Origin of the sequence: Mesorhizobium comanense, from assembly GCF_005503535.1 — a bacterium.
GTDB classification, from domain to species: Bacteria; Pseudomonadota; Alphaproteobacteria; order Rhizobiales; family Rhizobiaceae; genus Mesorhizobium; species Mesorhizobium comanense.
The window spans coordinates 226,974-247,591 of sequence record NZ_SCNN01000007.1 but is presented as its reverse complement, the minus strand read 5'-3'; the positions used below and the strand labels follow the sequence as shown (position 1 = coordinate 247,591).

At 64.2% G+C, this 20,618-nt stretch carries 17 protein-coding genes and 1 pseudogene; 11 read left to right on the top strand and 7 right to left on the bottom strand.

Annotation, left to right across the window (positions count from 1 at the left end; all coding sequences use genetic code 11):
- Positions 1–17 precede the first annotated feature (17 nt).
- A complete protein-coding gene (locus tag FFS37_RS15095; RefSeq protein ID WP_137931740.1) occupies positions 18–2,021 on the top strand; it encodes a putative bifunctional diguanylate cyclase/phosphodiesterase in 2,004 nt (667 codons plus the stop codon).
- A 19-nt stretch (positions 2,022–2,040) separates the two neighbouring features.
- Here FFS37_RS15095 and FFS37_RS15090 read toward each other — a convergent pair whose 3' ends face one another.
- Positions 2,041–3,363 carry an MFS transporter gene (locus tag FFS37_RS15090; RefSeq protein WP_137931739.1) on the bottom strand — a complete coding sequence of 441 codons (1,323 nt, stop codon included), beginning with the start codon at positions 3,361–3,363 and terminating at the stop codon, positions 2,041–2,043.
- A gap of 209 nt (positions 3,364–3,572) precedes the next feature.
- Between FFS37_RS15090 and cyoA the strand changes: the two genes are divergently transcribed.
- The 8 genes and pseudogenes from cyoA to FFS37_RS15050 all read left to right on the top strand — a co-directional run bounded on the left by cyoA (position 3,573) and on the right by FFS37_RS15050 (position 11,832).
- Positions 3,573–4,754 carry a ubiquinol oxidase subunit II gene (gene cyoA, locus FFS37_RS15085; protein ID WP_137931738.1) on the top strand — a complete coding sequence of 394 codons (1,182 nt, stop codon included), beginning with the start codon at positions 3,573–3,575 and terminating at the stop codon, positions 4,752–4,754.
- A 10-nt stretch (positions 4,755–4,764) separates the two neighbouring features.
- Positions 4,765–6,762 (top strand): cytochrome o ubiquinol oxidase subunit I, encoded by a 1,998-nt coding sequence (gene cyoB, locus FFS37_RS15080; protein WP_137931737.1) that lies wholly within the window; start codon positions 4,765–4,767, stop codon positions 6,760–6,762.
- A 9-nt stretch (positions 6,763–6,771) separates the two neighbouring features.
- Complete coding sequence (gene cyoC / locus FFS37_RS15075) at positions 6,772–7,398, top strand: cytochrome o ubiquinol oxidase subunit III (RefSeq protein ID WP_137931736.1); 627 nt, start codon at positions 6,772–6,774, stop codon at positions 7,396–7,398.
- Positions 7,395–7,772 (top strand): cytochrome o ubiquinol oxidase subunit IV, encoded by a 378-nt coding sequence (cyoD, locus tag FFS37_RS15070; RefSeq protein WP_137931735.1) that lies wholly within the window; start codon positions 7,395–7,397, stop codon positions 7,770–7,772. The genes cyoC and cyoD overlap by 4 nt, the downstream gene beginning before the upstream one ends.
- A 116-nt stretch (positions 7,773–7,888) precedes the next feature.
- A complete protein-coding gene (locus FFS37_RS15065) occupies positions 7,889–8,578 on the top strand; it encodes an SURF1 family protein (protein ID WP_232375670.1) in 690 nt (229 codons plus the stop codon).
- Positions 8,579–8,583: 5 nt separating this feature from the next.
- The gene (locus FFS37_RS15060) at positions 8,584–9,930 is read left to right on the top strand and encodes an ATP-binding protein (RefSeq protein ID WP_137931733.1); all 1,347 of its coding nucleotides are present in this window, start codon (positions 8,584–8,586) and stop codon (positions 9,928–9,930) included.
- On the top strand, positions 9,920–10,456 hold the full coding sequence (locus tag FFS37_RS15055; RefSeq protein ID WP_171026287.1) for a response regulator transcription factor: 537 nt from the start codon (positions 9,920–9,922) through the stop codon (positions 10,454–10,456). The genes FFS37_RS15060 and FFS37_RS15055 overlap by 11 nt, the downstream gene beginning before the upstream one ends.
- Positions 10,457–10,569: 113 nt before the next feature.
- Positions 10,570–11,832 (top strand): annotated as a pseudogene (locus tag FFS37_RS15050) (DUF763 domain-containing protein).
- 34 nt (positions 11,833–11,866) lie between these two features.
- Here the strand turns inward: FFS37_RS15050 and FFS37_RS15045 are convergent.
- The gene (locus FFS37_RS15045; RefSeq protein WP_137931731.1) at positions 11,867–12,652 is read right to left on the bottom strand and encodes an SDR family NAD(P)-dependent oxidoreductase; all 786 of its coding nucleotides are present in this window, start codon (positions 12,650–12,652) and stop codon (positions 11,867–11,869) included.
- A 101-nt stretch (positions 12,653–12,753) separates the two neighbouring features.
- On the opposite strand from FFS37_RS15045, the gene uxuA reads away from it, so the two are divergent.
- Together uxuA and FFS37_RS15035 are read left to right on the top strand one after the other, a co-directional pair.
- Positions 12,754–13,938, top strand: a complete 1,185-nt coding sequence (gene uxuA / locus FFS37_RS15040; protein ID WP_137931730.1) for a mannonate dehydratase — start codon at positions 12,754–12,756, stop codon at positions 13,936–13,938.
- Between the two features lie 243 nt (positions 13,939–14,181).
- Positions 14,182–15,528 carry an NAD(P)/FAD-dependent oxidoreductase gene (locus FFS37_RS15035; RefSeq protein WP_137931729.1) on the top strand — a complete coding sequence of 449 codons (1,347 nt, stop codon included), beginning with the start codon at positions 14,182–14,184 and terminating at the stop codon, positions 15,526–15,528.
- A gap of 17 nt (positions 15,529–15,545) precedes the next feature.
- Here the strand turns inward: FFS37_RS15035 and FFS37_RS15030 are convergent, their stop codons facing one another.
- Genes FFS37_RS15030 through FFS37_RS15010 form a run of 5 tightly spaced genes read right to left on the bottom strand, consistent with a single transcriptional unit; the run spans position 15,546 to position 20,560 of the window.
- Positions 15,546–16,862 (bottom strand): aspartate aminotransferase family protein, encoded by a 1,317-nt coding sequence (locus FFS37_RS15030; RefSeq protein ID WP_137931728.1) that lies wholly within the window; start codon positions 16,860–16,862, stop codon positions 15,546–15,548.
- A complete protein-coding gene (locus tag FFS37_RS15025; protein ID WP_137931727.1) occupies positions 16,859–17,644 on the bottom strand; it encodes an N-formylglutamate amidohydrolase in 786 nt (261 codons plus the stop codon). The genes FFS37_RS15030 and FFS37_RS15025 overlap by 4 nt, the downstream gene beginning before the upstream one ends.
- Complete coding sequence (locus tag FFS37_RS15020) at positions 17,644–18,966, bottom strand: glutamine synthetase family protein (RefSeq protein ID WP_137931726.1); 1,323 nt, start codon at positions 18,964–18,966, stop codon at positions 17,644–17,646. Before FFS37_RS15020 ends, FFS37_RS15025 begins: the two co-directional genes overlap by 1 nt.
- Positions 18,963–19,625: a cysteine hydrolase family protein gene (locus tag FFS37_RS15015; RefSeq protein WP_137931725.1), complete on the bottom strand. Its 663-nt coding sequence runs from the start codon at positions 19,623–19,625 to the stop codon at positions 18,963–18,965. Before FFS37_RS15015 ends, FFS37_RS15020 begins: the two co-directional genes overlap by 4 nt.
- Positions 19,622–20,560, bottom strand: coding sequence for a MurR/RpiR family transcriptional regulator (locus FFS37_RS15010; protein WP_137931724.1), 939 nt, complete (start codon positions 20,558–20,560; stop codon positions 19,622–19,624). The genes FFS37_RS15015 and FFS37_RS15010 overlap by 4 nt, the downstream gene beginning before the upstream one ends.
- Positions 20,561–20,618 lie beyond the last annotated feature (58 nt).

The following is a 20,618-nucleotide window of genomic DNA, read 5'->3' as shown; positions in this document are numbered from 1 at the left end:
GCCCTAACCACTATGCCATGGCACGGCATTTCGAGCGGCGGGTTGCAGGCTCCATTCTCGAGGGGCAGGGCGGAGCCGTGGAAGCCGGCATTCTGCGCGATCAGCTGGCCGATCTGAGGAAGGGCGTCTTCATCTCCATGCCCATCGGCACGGTGCTGTCGGCGTTGATCCTGGCTGTGCAGATGCTGTCGGGTGGCGGTGTCGCGGCGGTGCTGTGGTTTGCGGCGGTCAGCACGCTGAATGCCGCGCGCATTGCGCTGGCCCTCGCCAGACTGGGCGCGCCCGACAGCAGGCCGAAGGCGGTCGGTGCCCGGCTTTCCCTCTATGGAATGCTGGCCCTTGGCTCGGGCATCGCCTGGTCTTGCCTGGCCCTGCTGACCAACGGCTACACCACGCCCCAGGCAACGCTTTACCTGATCGTGCTTGCCGGAACGTGCGCCGGTTCGGTCACATACGGAACATCATATGCGCCGGCCTCGATAAATTTCATAACGATGCCGCTTCTGATCGCCGCCGGATGCGTCGCGACGAAAGGCGGCATCGAGAATTACGTCCTCGCCTTCACCATCCTGCTCTTTCTCGGCGGGATGGTAAGAAGCGCGATGCTCGGGCAATCCCGCTTCAGGGAGACGAGCCGCCTCAAATACGAGGCGAGGGCGTTCGCCGCCGAGATGGAGCAAAGCTCCAGACGCGATCCGCTGACGAACCTGCTCAACAGGCATGGGCTCGAACACGCAATATCCCGGCTAGGCTCTTCCGATGGCCCGTTCGTGGCCATGCTGATCGACCTCGACGGCTTTAAATCCGTCAATGATACCTATGGCCACAACATTGGCGACGCCCTGCTGGTCAAGGTCGCGCGCAGAATAGAGGAGCATGCGCCGAAGGGGGCGGTCATCGCGCGTATCGGCGGCGACGAGTTTGTTCTGCTTTTTCCAGTCGGCGCATCCTCGCGTTCACCCGATGAGCTTGCCCCGGCCATCATCGCGGCCATTTCGAACCCTGACCCGGACCTGGTTTCGGTGCGTGTCGGCGCATCGATCGGCATCTACCAGTCGGACAGGCCGAAACTGACCGACATGCTGTTGAGGGCGGACTTCGCGCTCTACGCGGCCAAGCGCGGCGGCAGGAACGAATACTGCCTCTTCGATGCCGAACTCGACGGAGCGCTCGAACGCAAGCATTGCATCGAGCGGGATCTGCGCGGCGCTATCGAGGCCGGCACGCTTTGCTCGTGGTTCCAGCCGCTGGTTCGCCTGGACAATTATGCCGTCGTCGGATTCGAGGCGCTGCTGCGCTGGCAACACGCAACCCATGGCGCCATCTCGCCGCCCGAGATTGTCACGGCGGCGCGAGAAACCGGCCTGCTGTCGCTGCTGACCGAGACTGTGTTCCGCAATTGCTGCTCCATGATCGAGGACCTCGCCAGGGCTGGACGCCACGATGTCCGGGTCGCCATGAACCTTTCTCCCCGCGAGCTCGAAGCCGGCAATGTCGACGACATGATCCTGGACATCGTCAAGGCCCGTAACGTTCCAACAGCGATGCTCGAGATCGAGATCACCGAGGAAGCCCCGGTCGACCGCGACAGGGTCGACGAGAAGGTCGGACATCTCGCGGACGCTGGCATATCGATTGTGCTCGATGATTTCGGCACCGGCTTCTCGACCCTGGTCTCCCTGAAGGACAGCCGCATCCGCAAGATCAAGATCGACAAGGACTTCGTGCGCGACCTCGCCAAGTCGGTGGAGGATCAGGCGCTGGTCAAGGCCGTGATAGATCTCGGGCGGACGCTGGGCATAGAGGTCATGGCGGAGGGCGTCGAGACGGATGCCGATCGCATGATCCTGCGATCGCTCGGCTGCGTGGTCGCTCAGGGCTTTCTCTTCTCCGCTGCGCTTCCCAGGCATGAAGCACTTGCCTTCGACGCACGGCTTTCCAGCACGTCGGTCGCGGCGGAAGCGCTGTTCGATCCCGCGCAGGTCGCACTGCGCAATCCACATAGCGGCAGCGCGGCCTGACCGTGACCGTGATGGCGGCTCAGTCGGCGGCTCGGTCGGCCACGGAGCGCCGTCCGTCGATCCAGAGCGCAACCAGCGTGCAGGCCGCGCCCGAGAGCAGGTATGCGCCGGCGGCGATCAGGCCGAAATTGCCTGCCAGCAGCAGGGCCGCCAGCGGCGCGAAGCCGGCGCCGAACATCCACGCAAGATCCGAGGTTATGGCCGAGCCGGTATAGCGATGGCGCCGGGAGAAGCTCGACGCGACGACACCGGATGATTGCCCGAAACTGAGGCCAAGCAGGATGAAGCCAAGCACCATGAACACGGCCTCCCCGACCGTACCGCCATCGAGAAGTTGCGGGGCAAAGCCGCTGAACGTGGCGATGGCGATGGCCGAGCCGCCGAGCAGGGCTCGGCGCCCGACGCGGTCGGCCAGCGGGCCGGACGCGACGATGGCCGCGATGCCGAACAGGGCGCTCACCGCCTCGATCAGCAGGAAGCGCGCCGGCCCCTCATTGGTGAACAGGAACACCCAGGAGAGCGGAAACACCGTCACCATGTGGAACAGGGCGAAACTTGCCAGCGGCGCGAAGGCTCCGATGACGACGTTGCGGCCCTCGGACTTGATGGTGTCCCGGATGCGCGTCGGCTGCAGGTCGCCGCTTTCGTACAATTTCGAGAATTCGGGCGTCACCACGATGCGCAGCCTGGCGAACAGGGCCACGACGTTGATGGCGAAAGCGACGAAGAAGGGGTAGCGCCAGCCCCACGAGAAGAAGTCTTCGGCTGAAAGGTTGGCGACGAAGAAGGCAAAGAGCAGGCTTGCCACGATGAGACCGATCGGCGCGCCGAGCTGCGGGATCATGGCATAGATGCCGCGCCGGTTGTGCGGGGCGTTCAGGGCCAGCAGCGAGGGCAGTCCGTCCCAGGTGCCTCCGAGCGCCAGCCCCTGTCCGATGCGGGCGAGCGCCAGCAGCCAGACCGCGACCGCGCCGATATCGCCGGAGGCCGGAAGAAACGCGATGGCGACCGTCGATGTGCCGAGCAGGAACAATGCGATCGTCAGTTTCGCCCCGCGGCCATAGGCGCGGTCGACCGCCATGAACAGAACCGAGCCGAACGGACGCGCGACGAAGGCCAGCGCGAAGATGGCGAAGGAATAGAGCGTGCCAACGAAAGGATCGTGCGCCGGAAAGACCAGCTTGGGGAACACGATGACGGAGGCGATCGCGTAGACGAAGAAGTCGAAGAACTCCGACGTCCTGCCCACGATCACGCCGACCGCGATGTCGCCCGCGCTGACCTGGCCATGATGCGAGCCGATCAGCTCGCTGTTTGTTTCGGCAGTCGAAGTCTGAGCCATCTTGTCCGTCGCCAACGCGTGGAATGAAATCCCGGGGACGCAATTCCAGCCATCCCATTGTGCGCTGCACACTGCGCCAAAGCCAGGCTGACTGGGCATTGGACAAATTGTCCAATGTCACCGCGCCGTCGCCGGCAGTAGCCCTTTGATCGATACCGCACTGCAACATTTACAATCCGGTTGCCGCGGTCGATCGAGGGCAGCGTCTGATGAAACGATTTGGAGCCTTGCTTCTGTTCCCGCTGGCCGGGCTGTTGAGTGGTTGCGATCTTGTCGTGCTCGCACCGGCGGGCGACGTCGCGGCCCAGCAGCGCGACCTGCTCGTGGTCTCGACCCTTTTGATGCTGATCATCATCGTGCCGGTCATGGCGCTGACCGTCTTCTTCGCCTGGCGCTACCGGCAGTCGAACGCCGCCGCGACCTATGCGCCGGACTGGGACCATTCGACGAAGCTGGAACTGGTGATCTGGGCCGCCCCGCTGCTCATCATCATCTGCCTCGGCGCGCTGACCTGGCTCGGCACGCATTTGCTCGATCCGTATCGCCGCATCGACCGCATCGAGCCCGGCCAGCCTGTCACCCAGAACCACAAGCCGCTCAGGGTCGAGGTCGTGGCGCTCGACTGGAAATGGCTCTTCATCTACCCCGACTACGGCATCGCCTCCGTCAACGAGCTCGCCGCTCCGGTCAACCAGCCGATCGACTTCCGCATCACCTCGTCGGCGGTGATGAATTCCTTCTACATTCCCGCCCTTGCCGGACAGATCTACGCCATGCCCGGCATGGAGACCAAGCTGCACGCGGTCATCAATCAGGCGGGCACCTATAGCGGCTTTTCCGCCAACTACAGCGGCGCCGGCTTTTCGGGGATGCGCTTCGCCTTCCACGGCATGTCCGACGATGCCTTCGGCCAGTGGGTGGCGCAGACCAGGACCGCCTCGGCGAAGCTTGATCGCGACAGCTATCTCGACTTGGAAAAGCCGAGCGAGAACGAACCGGTGCGCCATTATGCCTCCGTCGACCCCGATCTCTACGGCGCCATCCTCAATCTTTGCGTCGAGCGCGGCAAGATGTGCATGAGCGAGATGATGTCGATCGACGCCAAGGGCGGTCTTGGCCTGGCGGGAGTGCGCAACACGCTGCCGCTGCAATACGACAAGGTCGCCCGGCGCGGCGCCATATTCGGAAACGACCCCTCCTATGTCGCCAGCATCTGCACGGCGGAAGAGGCCGCTGCCGTTTCCCGCGCGTCCCGCGAGGACTGGCCGACCTACTGGCCCGCCAAGAATCTGTCGCCGCTTCGCGGAGCTGGTTTGCTGCGGCCGGGAACTGAGAGCCGCAGCGCCGAGGCGGACACGCCGTCCTTCGGCCTGTTGCGGCGCGAATTGTGAGAGATAGCCGATGCCCGATACGCTGACCAAGTTCATTTTCGGCCGCCTCAGCTGGGACTCGCTGCCGCTGCACGAGCCGATTGTGGTGGCGACCTTCATCGCGGTAGCGCTCGGCGGCATCGCGCTTCTTGGCGCGATCACCTATTTCAAGCTGTGGACCTATCTCTGGCGCGAATGGTTCACCAGCGTCGACCACAAGAAGATCGGCATCATGTACATGGTGCTCGGCCTGGTCATGCTGCTGCGCGGCTTCTCCGACGCCATCATGATGCGGCTGCAGCAGGCGATCGCCTTCAATGGCTCCGAGGGCTATCTCAACTCGCACCACTACGACCAGATCTTCACCGCGCACGGCGTGATCATGATCTTCTTCGTGGCGATGCCTTTCGTCACCGGGCTGATGAATTTCGTCGTGCCGCTACAGATCGGCGCGCGCGACGTCTCGTTCCCCTTCCTCAACAATTTCTCCTTCTGGATGACGGTCGGCGGCGCCGTGCTGGTGATGGCCTCGCTGTTCGTGGGCGAGTTCGCCCGCACCGGCTGGCTCGCCTATCCGCCGCTTTCCGGTATAGGCTACAGTCCCGACGTCGGCGTCGATTATTACATCTGGGCGCTGCAGGTGGCGGGTGTCGGCACGACATTGTCGGGCATCAACCTGATCTGCACCATCATCAAGATGCGCGCTCCCGGCATGACGATGATGCGCATGCCGGTCTTCACCTGGACCTCGCTCTGCACCAACGTGCTGATCGTGGCATCCTTCCCGGTGCTGACGGCGGTGCTCGCCATGCTGTCGCTCGACCGCTACGTCGGTACCAATTTCTTCACCAACGACTTCGGCGGCAACCCGATGATGTATGTGAACCTCATCTGGATATGGGGTCACCCCGAGGTCTATATCCTCATCCTGCCGCTGTTCGGCGTCTTCTCCGAGGTCACCTCGACCTTCTCCGGCAAGCGCCTGTTCGGCTATACCTCGATGGTCTACGCCACGGTTGTCATCACCATCCTGTCGTATCTGGTCTGGCTGCACCACTTCTTCACCATGGGCTCCGGCGCCAGCGTCAATTCCTTCTTCGGCATCACCACGATGATCATCTCGATCCCCACAGGGGCGAAGATATTCAACTGGCTGTTCACGATGTATCGCGGCCGCATCCGCTTCGAACTGCCGATGATGTGGACGGTGGCCTTCATGCTCACCTTCACCGTCGGCGGCATGACCGGCGTGCTGCTTGCCGTGCCGCCGGCGGATTTCGTCCTGCACAACAGCCTGTTCCTGATCGCGCACTTCCACAACGTCATCATCGGCGGCGTGCTGTTCGGTCTGTTCGCCGGCATCGCCTACTGGTGGCCCAAGGCCTTCGGCTTCAAGCTCGATCCGTTCTGGGGCAAGGTCTCGTTCTGGTGCTGGGTGGTCGGCTTCTGGTTCGCCTTCATGCCGCTCTACATTCTCGGCCTGATGGGTGTGACGCGCCGCATGCGCGTCTTCGACGACCCTTCGCTGCAGATCTGGTTTGTGATCGCCGCCTTCGGCGCGGTGCTGATCGCCGCCGGCATCGCCGCTTTCCTGGTCCAGATCTTCGTCTCCATCCGCAGGCGCGAGGCGCTGACCGATCCGACAGGCGATCCTTGGGACGGCCGCACGCTCGAATGGTCCACCTCCTCGCCGCCGCCGGCCTATAACTTCGCCTTCACGCCCGTCGTGCGCGACAACGACGCCTGGTGGGACATGAAGAAGGCCGGCTATGTCAGGCCGCTCTCAGGCTTCAAGCCGATCCACATGCCCAGCAACACCGGCACCGGCATCATCCTGGCGGGCTTCAGCGTCACGCTCGGCTTCGCCATGATCTGGTACATCTGGTGGCTGGCCGCGCTGAGCTTCGTCTGTCTCATCGCCACCGCGATCGGCCACACCTTCAATTATGTCAGAGACTTCCACATTCCGGCAGGCGAAGTCACGCGCACGGAAGAGGCGAGGACGTCGCTCCTCGCCGCACAGGGCTAGGGTACGAGCATGGCATCGACGGCGACAGCGGCCGGCACTGAACCGGTCTTTCACCTGGAAGAAGAGCATGCGCATGCAGAGGGCAGCAGCACCATGCTCGGCTTCTGGCTCTATCTGATGAGCGACTGCCTGATCTTCGCGATGCTGTTCGCCGCCTATGGCGTGCTGGGCGGCAACTACGCGGCCGGCCCGGCGCCGAAGGATCTGTTCGATCTCAATCTGGTTGCGGTCAACACCGCCATGCTGCTGTTCTCCTCGATCACCTATGGCTTTGCCATGCTGACCATGGACAAGGGCCGCGTGGCGGCAACGCAGGCCTGGCTCGCCGTGACCGGGCTGTTCGGCCTGGCGTTCCTGTCGATCGAACTCTACGAATTCGCGCACATGATCCACGAGGGCGCCACGCCGCAGCGCAGCGCCTTCCTGTCCTCCTTCTTCACCCTGGTCGGCACGCACGGCCTGCATGTCACCTTCGGCATCATCTGGCTGGTGACGCTGATGGTGCAGGTCGCGCGGTTCGGCCTGATCGAGGCCAACCGCCGCCGGCTGATGTGCCTCTCCATGTTCTGGCACTTCCTCGACGTCATCTGGATCGGCGTCTTCACCTTCGTCTATTTGATGGGAATGTTGCGATGAGCGCTCATGATCATGCAGCCGATCACGGTCACGCCCATGGCGGAGCCGCGCACGGATCGCTTAAAACCTACCTGATCGGCTTCGTCCTGTCGGTGATCCTCACCGCCGTTCCGTTCTGGCTGGTGATGACCGGCGCCATCGACAACAAGCAGGCCACTGCCATCGTGATCATGGCCTTCGCGGCGGTGCAGATCGTGGTCCACATGGTCTTCTTCCTGCATATGAACACCGCCTCGGAAGGCGGCTGGTCGATGCTGGCGCTGATCTTCACACTGATCCTGGTGGTCATCGTGCTGACCGGCTCGCTTTGGGTGATGTACCACCTCAACGCCAACATGATGCCGGGTCTTCACGACATGCGCGAAATGCCATGAGCCCGGCGCCGGGCGCGGGGAGGATTATTCCCGGAGAGATCGCGCCGGATGGCAGTGGTTTGCCTTCCGCGCGGCGGGAGGGCGCAGGCAGGTCTCCAGCGACGCGCCTTGGCCTCTTGTTGCTCGCCCTCCTCGGCGTGCTGGTGTTCGTCGGGCTCGGTGTCTGGCAGTTGGAAAGGCGCGTCTGGAAGCTCGACCTGATCGCCCGCGTCGACCAGCGCATTCATGCCCCGGCAGTCGCCGCGCCCGGTCCGGAAAGCTGGAGCGGCATGACCGCTGCCGGCTACGAATACAGCCATGTGCGATTGGCTGGACGGTTCATGGATGGCGCCAACACCTTGGTGCAGGCCGTGACCGAGCTTGGCGGCGGCTATTGGGTGCTGACCCCGATGCGGACGGATCGCGGCTTCGTGGTGCTGGTCAATCGTGGCTTCATTCCGCAGGAACGCAAGGCGGAATTCGAAAGCGAAGGCAGTGGCTCCAGCGCGCCGGCCACCATCGACGGTCTCCTGCGCGTCACCGAACCCGGCGGCGGCTTCCTGCGCAACAATGACGCCGCCGGCAATCGCTGGTATTCGCGCGACGTTGCGGCCATTGCTGCCGCGCGCGGCCTGACCGGTGATGTCGCCCCCTATTTCGTCGATGCGCAAGCATCCGGCATCGACAGCTGGCCGCGCGGCGGCCTGACTGTCGTGAGTTTCCGCAACAGCCACCTTGTCTATGCTTTGACCTGGTTCACGCTCGCTGCCATGCTCGCTTTTGCTCTGGCCAGGCTGGCGATCGGCGGCCGCGGGCGGCAAGGATAGGCAGGATGAGCCTCACGGCGCCAATGCTTCGCAACGAGAAATCCTTCGCCGGGACCCTTGCGGCCAAGGGCGGTGCGGCCGATCCGGACGCGGCGAACAGGAAGAACCTGCTCCTGCTCATCCAGTTGCGCTGGCTGGCGGTTGCCGGACAGGTGCTGACCATTCTGGCCACGGAGTACTGGTTCGAAATTCCGCTGCCGCTGGCGGAAATGGCGGGCGTCGTCATTTTCCTCATCGGGCTGAACATATTCAGCCTCCTGGCCCTGCGCGGCCGGCGTCCGATCAGCAATGCGCAGCTGTTCGTGGCGCTGATCTTCGACATGGCGGCGCTAACGACGCAACTTTATCTCAGCGGCGGCGCCTCCAATCCGTTCGTGTCGCTCTACCTCCTGCAGATCACCCTTGGCGCGGCGCTGCTGACGCCCTGGTCCACCTGGATCCTGGTGGTGGCCGCTTCGGCCTGCTTCGTCTTCCTTATCTTCCAGTTCCAGCCGATCGCCATCCCGCATCACGGCGGCAGCGACCTTCTGGCCCTGCATATCAGGGGCATGTTCATCTGCTTCGTGCTGGCGGCGGGCCTGATCGTGATCTTCATGACGCGCATCAACCGCAATCTGCGTGAGCGCGATGCCTATCTCGCCGATCTGCGCCAGCGCTCGGCGGAAGAAGATCACATCGTGCGCATGGGACTACTGGCATCCGGTGCGGCGCATGAACTGGGCACCCCGCTTTCGACCATCGCGGTCATCCTCTCCGACTGGCGTCAGATGCGAAGCGTGACCCGCAATCGCGAACTGGTCGGCGACCTCTTGGAAATGCAGGCGCAGATAGAGCGCTGCAAGAGCATCGTCTCGGGTATCCTGATGTCTTCGGGGCAGGCGAGGGGCGAAGGCACGATCCGCACCAGCATCCGACATTTCCTCGACGATCTCGTCCAGGAGTGGCGGGTGAGCCGCCAGCCGATCAGGTTGGAATACAGGAACGATGTCGAACCCGACGAGCAGATCGTGTCCGACACGGCGCTCAGGCAGGTCATCTTCAACGTCTTCGACAACGCGCTTGAAGCATCGCCGCATTGGGTCGGCGTCACGGCCGAAAGGCGGGGCGAGAAACTGGTGATTTCCGTGCGCGACCGCGGGCCGGGTTTCGACGCCGGCATTCTCGCCGCGCTCGGCCAGCCCTATATGTCGAGCAAGGGACGCCCCGGCGGCGGTCTCGGACTGTTCCTCGTCATCAACGTCGTCCGGAAACTGGGAGGAGATTTTTCGGCGCGCAACATGGAACAGGGCGCCTGTGTTACCCTTTCGCTGCCTTTGGCGGCACTGACCGATGGAGATGATCATGAGGCCTGATCGATCCCTGTTTATCGTCGAGGACGACGACACCTTCGCCAGGACGCTCAAACGCTCCTTCGAGAAGCGCGACTATGACGTGGCGGTCTGCCATGACAGGGAAGAGCTTCTGCGTGCCCTTAAAACGGCCGTTCCGGCCTATGCGGTCGTCGACCTAAAGCTTGGCGCCGGCGGGTCCGGGCTTGAATGCGTCAAGCTGCTCAGCGCCCGGGATGCCGCCATGAAAATCGTCGTGCTCACCGGCTTCGCCAGCATCGCCACGGCTGTCGAGGCGATCAAGCTAGGCGCAAGCCACTATCTGGCAAAGCCCGCCAACACCGACGACATCGAAGCTGCCTTCGGCCGCAGCGAAGGGGATGTTTCCGTACCGCTTTCCAGCCGTCCCACCTCGATCAAGAACCTCGAATGGGAGCGCATCCACGAAACGCTCGTCGAGACCGGTTTCAACATTTCCGAAACGGCGCGCCGGCTCGGGCTGCACCGGCGCACCTTGGCCCGCAAGCTCGAGAAGCGCGTGGTGCGATAGCGGCCCGGGCCGGGCCGCGAGCGGGCCGAGATCGCAATGGTTTCCCGTTCCATGCTTCCCTGCATGGCCTGCGATACCTATCTCTCCCTGCGGACAGCGGAACAGGAGCAGGCGTGGCGCAACGATCGGGCAGTGCGGATCTTCCCCTTCATGGGGGACGCGTGCCGAAATGGCTGGGCGAGCGCATGACGCGCCTTGGCGCCGTGATGTGCGAGGCGATCATCCATCACTATGGCCGGGACGAGTTGCTGCGGCGGCTGGCCCACCCATTCTAGTTCCAGTCCTTCGGCGCCGTCATGGGCATGGACTGGCATTCGTCCGGCATCACCACCAGCGTCGTCGGCGCCTTGAAGCGCGGGCTGACGCCGCTGTCCGGCGAACTCGGCATCCATGTCTGCGGCGGTCGTGGCGCCCATTCGCGCAAGACGCCGCACGAGCTGACTGCCATAGGCGAGCGCATCGGCTTCGACGGATCGCGCCTCGCTACCGTCAGCAGGCTTGTCGCGAAGGTTGATAGCGCCGCGGTGCAGGACGGGTTCGACCTCTATCTGCATGGCTTCATCGTCACGGATGACGGCCACTGGGTGGTTGTGCAGCAGGGCATGAACGGCGACAGCAAGGTGGCGCGCCGCTACCATTGGCTGTCCGAAGGGCTGAAGAGCTTCGTCGACCAGCCCCATGCCGCCATCGAGGGCGCCAACCAGGGGGAGATCGTCAACCTGACCGACCATCGCGCCGAAGCTTCGCGGCAGGGGCAACTGAACCTTCTGCAGGACCTCGGCCCGGACCGTATCCTGCGGGAATTCGCTGCCCTGGATCCCGTCGCGGAAGCGGCTCCCGAGCAGCCGCTGCTGCCGCATCTGGTAATGCCGGCTCACCACGATGTGCGCGAAAGCGATATCGTCATGCGCCGCCTGCATGGCAACATGGCGGCCGCCGCCGAACGCGGCCCAACCGATTTCTCGGAGCTTCTCCTGGTGCCCGGCGTCGGCGCACGCACGGTGCGCGCTTTGGCTCTCGTGGCCGAAGTCGTCCACGGCGCGCCTTGCCGTTTTTCCGATCCCGGCCGTTTCTCGATCGCCCATGGCGGCAAGGACAGGCATCCCTTTCCCGTTCCGCTCAAGGTCTACGACGAGACCATCGGCGTCATGAAATCGGCCGTGCGCAAGGCAAAGCTCGGCCGCGAGGAGGAAATCGGCGCCCTGAAGCGCCTCGACGATCAGTCGCGGCAAGTCGAGAAATATGTCACCGGCCCAAGTCTCAAGGAGATTGTCGCCGGCGAATTCGACCAGTCGCATCTGCTTGGCGGCCGCAGTGTCTTCGGCTGGGAACCGCCGCCGGATCAGTTGGCTCCGAAGCGTGACAGGCCGGCTTGATCGCGAGGCCTTGCCGCCGGCCCAAGCGCGCCTTCTATTTCACGCCGATACCGGCAGTCAGGCCGCCATCGATCCTGTAGTCCGAACCGGTACAGAAGCTTGCTTTCGACGAACAGAGGAAGGCGATAAGCTCGGCGACTTCTTCTGGCTCGCCGATGCGCCCCAGCGGATGCGCGGCGCCGAAGCGCCTGTAAGCCTCTTCGATATCGACCCCCTTGCCCCCGTCAGCGCGCGCCGCCCTCTCGAGGATTGGCGTGCGGATCGAGCCCGGACTGACCGAATTGACGCGGATGCCCGACGCCGCGTAGTCGAGCGCCAGGGAGCGTGTGAGCGTATGGATCGCGCCCTTCGTCGTCGCATAGGCCGCCACGTTCTGCTGGCAGGCGAAGCCCTGCACCGAGGCGACGTTGACGATGGCCCCGCCGCCACGCTTGATCATTTCCGGTATGCCGAAATGCGCGGTGAGATAGATCGACCCGACATTGACGGTCATTGCGCGGTTCCAGGTTTCCCAATCCGTCGTCGTCGCGGTTCCGTAGGGATGGACGGCTGCCGAATTGACGATCACGTCTATGCCGCCGAACCGCTCGACGCCGGCCGCCACCGCATCGCGAACCTCATCTGAAACCGAAACGTCGACCGCGCGCACCAAGGCGTCCGCTCCCGCCTTGGCCAGGCTTTCCTGCATCGCGGCATTCGCAGCCTTGTCGATGCCGCAGGCGATGATCGCGGCGCCTCCGGCCGCCAGGCGCCTCGCGGTCGCCAGGCCAATGCCCGTGGTTCCTGTCACCAGTGCAACCTTGCCTTCGAAATCCTTCATCGCGGCAACTCCTTCATTCGCCAGGCCGGGCCTGCTCTTTGTTTGACACTCGTCCTTCTCCGACAATAGGTTGCCGGTCTCACGCAAAAAGGAAAGTGGTAATGGAACAGTGTTGGCGCTGGTATGGTCCGGATGATCCGGTCACCCTTGATCATGTCAAGCAGGCTGGCGCCACCGGCGTGGTTTCGGCTCTCCATCATATCTATGACGGCAGGGCCTGGCCCGAGGCCGACGTGCTGGAGCGCAAGCGGGTCATAGAGGCCGCCGGGCTGACCTGGTCGGTCGTCGAAAGCATTCCGGTCCACAATTCCTTCAAGATCGGCGCACCAGAACGCGAGCGCTATGCCGGCTACTATCGCGACTCGATCCGCACGCTCGCCAGGGCCGGCATCAAGACGATCTGCTACAACTTCATGCCGGTGGTGGACTGGACGCGCACCGATCTCATGCATCGCCTGCCGACCACCGGCTATGCCCTGCGCTTCGATGCCATCGATTTTGCCGCTTATGATCTCTTTGTGCTGCAACGCAAGAACGGCGCCGCCAGCTACACGCCGGCGCGTATCGCTGCAGCGGAGGCGCGGTTGAAGGAACTGAGTGCCGAGCAGGTCGATCAGATCGAGCGCAACCTTATCGCCGGCCTGCCGGCAACCGAGCGAAAATATGACCGCGACAGTTTCCGCGAGGCCTTGGCGGAATATGACGGGATCGGACCGAAGGAATTGCGCGACAATCTCGGCTGGTTTCTGCGCGAGATCATCCCGGCGGCCGAAGAGGAAGGAGTGCGCATGTGCATTCATCCTGACGACCCGCCTTTCTCGCTCTATGGCCTGCCCCGAGTGGTTTCGACGGCTGAGGATGCGCGCTTTATCCTCAACGCTATCGATAGCCCTGCCAATGGGCTGACCTTCTGCACCGGCTCCTACGGCACGCGCGCCGACAACGACATCGTCGCCATGGTCAAGGAGTTCGCCAGCCGCATTCATTTCGTCCATCTGCGCAACATCACCATCGAGGACGATGGCTCTTTCTACGAAGCCGAGCACCTCGAAGGCGGGACCGACATGGCGCATGTCATACTGGCTCTGATGCAGGAGGAGGCGCGCCGTCGTGGGGAAAATCGCGCCGACTGGCGCATTCCGATGCGGCCGGACCATGGCCATCTGCTCGCCGACGACATCGGCAAGAAGAAGATCAATCCCGGCTACTCGTTGATCGGCCGCCTGAAAGGCCTAGCCGAACTGCGCGGCATCATGCGCGCCGTGGAGAAGTTCGGATTGGCGTGAAAGGACCGCCGCGGCGATCTGGACGATATGCATCCTGATCTTCCCGCTCTTCGGCTCAGCACCAGCATGGTCGCTGGCGCAGTGGTCAACCGTTTCACTGAGCTGGCCCGCAACTTTTCCAGGCCGGCCGTGCAATGCTTGCTGCGCTCTTCACGCTGGTCCGTCGTCTGATCGACGCGATGACTTTTGCGTCGCCGCAACCAGGCGTCAGCGCGAGGCTGTGCTTAAGAAAAAGGATTACCTTTGACGACCTTCCCTTTCACCGAGGCCAGTCCGGTTCAGTTCCAGGCGCCGCTGCCGAAAACGTCGGATGTGGTGATTATCGGCGGCGGCATCATCGGCGTGACCACGGCATTGTTCCTGGCACGCCGCAATATTTCGGTGACCTTGCTGGAGAAGGGGCGCGTCGCGGCGGAACAATCCTCGCGCAACTGGGGCTGGATACGCCAGCAGGGACGTGACGCGGACGAACTGCCGATCGTCATCGAAGCGCAGCGTCTGTGGCGGCAATTGGCGCAGGAGTGCGGTGAGGACATCGGCTTGGCGCAGACGGGCGTCACCTATCTTGCGCGCACCGACAAGGAAATGGCTGATTTCGCCAAGTTCCTCGAGATCGCCGAGGCTCATGGCGTCGACACGCGTCTGCTCGGCCGGAGCGAGACCGCCAAGCTGATCCCGGCCATGGCGCACGCTTTCACGGGCGCGATGACCACGCCTTCGGACATGCGCGCCGAGCCCTGGGTCGCCGTGCCCGCGCTTGCTCGTCTCGCCGTTCGCCAGGGCGTCACCATTATCGAGAGCTGCGCGGTGCGCATGCTTGATGTTTCGGCCGGGCGTGTCAGCGGAGTGTGGACCGAACAAGGCTTCGTCGCCACGTCGAACGTGCTTGTCGCCAGCGGCGCCTGGACCTCACTTTTCCTGCGCGCGCACGGTGTCTCGATCCCGCAGCTCAGCGTGCGGACAACCGTGGCTGCAACAGCGCCGCTGCCGGAAGTCTATGCTGGCGCAGCGGCCGACGAGGACATCGCTTTCCGGCGCCGAAAGGACGGCGGATACACTTTGGCGGCGGGAGGCAGTCATATGCTCTATGTCGGGCCGGATGCGTTTCGTCACGCGCTGAAATATCTGCCCGCGCTCAGGGCCAATCCTTTCGGCACGCGTTATCTGCCGGTGGCGCCCCATGCGTATCCGGACGGCTGGACGACGCCGCGCAAATGGGATGCGGACGAGCAAAGTCCGTTCGAGAGGATGCGCATCCTCAACCCCGCCCCGGAGGCCAAGGCGCTTCGCGCCATCGATACCGGCTTCCGCAAACTTTTCCCGCAGTTCAAGTCGGTGCCGCTCAAGGCCAGTTGGGGAGGCATGATCGATGCCATGCCCGATGTCGTGCCGGTGGTCGACCGGGTGGAGGCGATCCCGGGCGTCGTCGTCGCGACGGGAATGAGCGGCCATGGCTTTGGCATAGGCCCGGGCATGGGCCGCATCCTGTCCGACCTGATTCAGGGCAACGAGACCGGACACAAGCTGCAGAGGTTCCGCCAATCGCGCTTCAGCGACGGAAGCCCGATCAAACTGGGACCTTCTCTCTAGATCGACGGGCCGCGCCCTCACCACATCATGAACGAGGCGACATCCGCGTCGCTGACCTTGCCGGCATTCACGTCGGCGATGGCCTGGTCGATGATCGCGATGCCATCCGCCACTTCGCCCTCGGTCAAGGTCAGCGGAGGCATGAATTCCAGCACGTTGGCCTTCAGCCCGACATAAGAGAACGCAGCGCCCAGCTCATAGCCGCGATAGATGATCTTGGCGGTCGTCGTGGCCGCGACCGGCTCGCGCGTCGCACGGTCCTTGACGAGGTCGACGCCGATCGCCAGCCCGCGCCCGCGCACGTCGCCGATGATCTCGTGCTTTTCGCCAAGCGTCCGCAGCGCCTCGGAAAAGAGTTTGCCGGTCCGTGCCGAGCGTTCGACCAGGCCTTCGCTCTCGATGGTCTTCAGCACCGCATTGCCGGCCGACGTCGCCACCGGATTGCCCGCGGTCGTCTGCAGGGCGAAGGCTGGCGCATGGTCCATGATCTCCTTCGGTCCGACCACGGCCGACAGCGGCAGCCCGCCGCCGATGCCCTTGCCGAACACGACGAGGTCCGGCGTCAATCCTTCATGCTGGAAGCAGTGCATCATGCCGCTGCGGGCGAGCCCGACCTTGACCTCGTCGACGACGATCCTGATGCCGTGCTTGCGGCAGCGCTCCTGCAGCGCCTTGAGGAATCCCGGCGGCGGCACGATCAGCCCGCCATCCGACATAAGTGGCTCGATGAACACAGCCGCGACCTGATGCGGCGGACAGGTGGTCTCGAACTGATAGTCGAGCAGGGCAAGCACGTCCTCGCCGTTGAATTTCGGCCGGTACGGGTCGGGGTAAGGCAGCAGCACCACGCCCGCACGCGGCAGCGTGTGCGTCATGGCGGTGTGGCCGCTTATGCCCATCGAGCCCGAGAGATTGCCGTGATAGGAGCCGATGAAGGAGATGAAGCGCGAACGGCCCGTGGCCGCCCGCAGCACGCGCACGGCGCAATCATTGGCGTCCGAGCCGGAATGTCCGAACCAGACGCGCCGCTCGCCGTCTCCCGGCGTGATCGCCAGCAGCCGCTCGGCCAGCGAGACGGCGGGTTCGTTCGGGTAGAGCAGCAGGCTGGCGCCCGCCATGTCGCGGATCGAGCCTTCCACCGCCTCCACGATCGCCGGGTGCCCATAGCCCAGGATCGCCGGGCCGGCGGAGCCGGACAGGTCGAGCAGCGAGCGGCCGCCTTCCTCGATCAGCCGGTTGCCCTTGCCGCCGACGACGCTGAGCGGAGAAAAGCGGAGCTTGCCGATCTGTGCGATCGCTGCTGCGTCACGCTCGCGCAGGCTGAGATTGCTCACCTGATCGCCTCCGCCTCGTTTGCCGACAGCACGGCTGCCAGCCTGCCCGCCCATTCCTCGACGCCGGCGCGGTTCGCCAGCAGGTCTTGCCGGATCTCGATAAGCACCGCGGCGATGCCGCGATCATCGCCGTGGACCGGCACGGCGTAATCGGCATCGCGGCTGATCACGTAGGGCACGTTGGCCGCCACGTTGAGTGCCGGGTCGGCGCGCAGGCCCGAAAGGATCGACTCGGCAAGACCGGCGGCCTGGTCGTGCAGAATGCCCGCGTGCCAGGGCCTGGCGACACCCAGGAAGACCGGCGTGAAGGAGTGGATCGTGACGATGCGTGTCGGCCTGCCCTGAGCGATCCGATGGTCGAGATGCGCGGCCACCCGCTCATGGAACGGCGCGAACATGATCTCCGCGCGCCGTTTGCGCTCCGCCGTATCGATGCCGACATTTCCGGGGATGTCGGTGTCCTCGGACAGGATCGGAATGCTGCCAGCGCTGCCCAATGGTCGGTTGAGGTCGATCAGCAGCCGCGAATAACCGCTGAGGAAGGCCGCCGCATCGAGCCGTGCCGACAACAGCCGCGTTACTTCCGCAGCGCCGATGTCCCAGGCGATGTGGCGCTGCAGATGGCTTGTTTCGAGCCCGAGCCGGGCATACTCCGCCGGCATGTGGTTGGACGCGTGTTCGCACAAAAGCACGACATCCGAGCGGCCATGCTCGTTGAGGACCTCGACCGCCTCGGGCCAGTCTTTTTCGGGAAGGACGTTTCTCTCAGGCTGTGCGGTCATCAATAGAGCGTCCGGTAGAGATCGCAGATGGCGGCCGGGTCGAGACCGGCCAGACGCCCGGCCTCATGCTGTTTCAGGCCGACGAAGGTCTCTATGAATACCGGCGCGAACCATCCCGTGACGGTCTTGTCGGCGACAAGCGCGTCGAGCGCCGCCGGCAAGGTTTCGGGCAGCCGCACGAGGCCGAGCTTTGCCCGTTCGGCGTCACTCATGAGCGTGGGGTCGCCGGTGACCAGCGGCGGTGACGGCAGGTCGGCCTTCAGTCCCTCGAGCCCGGCGCGGATGATCGCCGCCAGCGACAGGTACGGATTGCCGGTGGCATCGGCGGCGCGGTACTCGACATTGTACTGCCGCGCCGGATCGCGACCGCCGATGGTCACGGTCGGGCAGATGCGCAGCGAGGCCTCGCGGTCGCGGTCGGCGAGCCAGGTATAGGACGAGCTCCAGCTGTGCGGCTTCAGCCGGTAGAAGGACGACACGCTCGACGCCGTCATGGCGGTGATGGCGGGGAGATGGCGAAGCACGCCGGCACAGAAGGCGCCGGCCTTCGCCGACAGACCACCGGGCTTTGCCGCGTCGTAGGTCACGGGCTTGCCGTCCTTGTCGACGAAGCTGAAATGAATGTGCACGCCATTGCCGACGGCGTCAGGCGCGATCTTGGGCGCGAAGCTGGCGCGCCAGCCAAGATTGCGCGCCACTTCGCGCGTGATTTCGCGGATGGCGACGGCGCGGTCGGCGGCCGTCAGCGCATCGGCGGGTTCGTGCGTCACCTCAAACTGCTCGTTGCCGAATTCCGCGATGACCACTTCGGGTCCGACGCCTGCCTCCTCGAGCGCCGCCATCAGGTTCGGGGCGAACGGGTCGGTGCGGCGCAGCGCGGCGAAGGACATCGAATGGGCGGCCGCGAAATCGCCGTCGGCGATATGGAATTCATGCTCGAAGGCCGCGACGACCGAAAGCCCGGTCGCGGCCTTCAGCTCCGCCAGCGCGTCCCTGAGCATGGTGCGCGTGCAGCCGAGCCAGGGACTGCCGTCGAGCTCGACGATGTCGCCGGCCACCATGTCGAACGGCGTCGCCGTTCCAGTGCGCGTTGTGCGGAAACGCGCCTTGAGATCGGGGATCAGCCTGAGGTCGCCGGACGAACCCCAGGGATTGGGATCGACGATCGAATTGAACGGCGTCATCGACAGGTTGGCCTGCAGCCAGCCGACACCGGTCGCGGCGGTTTTCTGCAGCCTGCTTTCGACAACGAAACGTCCGCGCGTAATGGCCGAAAGATCCGTGGTGACGACGGCGACGAGGGGCTCGACAGCAGATGTCATGCCGTTTTTCCCAGATCGTTGAAGCGGTCGACGACGGTGTCGGTATCGGCGACCCAGCAATAACCGCCGAAGGCCTTGAGCGCGATGTCGTGGCGTTCCTGGGTGATGGTGGCGCAGGCATCCGACACGCAGGTGACGAGATAACCGCGGTCGGCGCCATCGCGCACCGTCATGTCGACGCATTGGTCGGTCAGCACGCCGACCACGACGAGATAGCGGATGCCGAGGTTCTTCAGGAGATAGTCGACATTGGTCGAGTTGAAGAGGCCGGACGAGGTCTTCGGCAGCATGATCTCGTCGCCGACCGGGGCCAGCGACGGCACAGGAAGACCTTCCGGGAGGCTCGGCGCGACATGGATCGGCGTCAGTTTGTGGTCGAGCGAACGGTCGCGTCCGTCCTCGGTCAGGCTCTGGATGATGGTGTGCAGCACTTCCACCCCGTTGGCGCGTGCCGCAGCCAGCAACCGCTCCTGGTTCGGGATCGTCTGCGACGATGTCTGACGGTAGAAATAGTGGTCGGGGCCGCGCTCCGGATGCGAGGGATCGGCGCCCGGCTCCAGCCAGATGCGCTGCATGTCGACGAGCAGCAAGGCCGTCTCGCCGGCACGGAAGGCTTCGTCTCGCTTGGGTAGGGCCTGTTTGGATAAGGCTTGGGTCATGCTTTGTCGTCCTGCTTTGCTGATTTGGGTCCAGGTATCTTGCGGGGGCCGGATGCTGCGCGCGCGCCGTTCTCTTGCGGATCGCTGTCGAGCGTCACCGCATTGGCGTGCCGCACCTTCTCGATCCTCTCGATGCGGGCGCGGGCGTCGTCACCCAGCGTCGAGACGATATGGGCGGTCAGCGCTTCCATCTGCGCGATGGCTGGCGCCAACGTGTCATAGGGCGAGGCGACTTCCAGGGGGCTGACGATGGTGACTTCGGCGAGGTCCGATATCGGCGACAGCCACTGGTCGGTGAAGAGCAGGATGCGCACGTCGAGCGCGGCCGCCTGCCGCGCATAGGCCATCACGTCGAGCTGGTAGCGGCGATAGTCGAACACCACCAGCACGTCGCGGCGACCAAGGTCGGCCAGCGTGTCGAATGTCTGCGGCGAGAGCACGCCGAGATCGCGCACACCGGAACGGAACTGCACGAGGTATCCTGCCAGCATGCCGGCGATGTGGCGGCTGAACCGGCCGCCGAGCAGCACGATCTCGCCCTTGGCCTCCATGAGCAGGCGGGCGGCCCGCTCATAGGTCTGGACAGGGGTCGCGGCGGTGGCCTTCTGCAAGGCCGTGGTGACGGAATCGAGATAGGCGAGTACCGCGCTGTCGCTGGAGCCACTCTGACGCTTGGCTTCCATCATCAACAGCGGTGAATGCAGCCTGGCTTCGACTTCCGCCAGCAGCTTTGCCTGGAAATCGGGAAAGCCTTCATAGCCGAGCTTGACGACCAACCTGACCACGGTCGGATCGCTGACGCCGGCGCGCCGGGCGAGCGACGAGGCGGTGCCGAGGCCAGAGGTAGGATAGTCGGTCAACAGCAGTCGGACGATCTTCTCTTCCGACGGCGTCAGCGCCAGATCCCCGCGCATCAGAACATCGCGTATCGCCATTGGCCTCCCCGAAAACGCGTATTGGGCTCTCAGCCTCGTTGTGTCGAGTTTATTACAG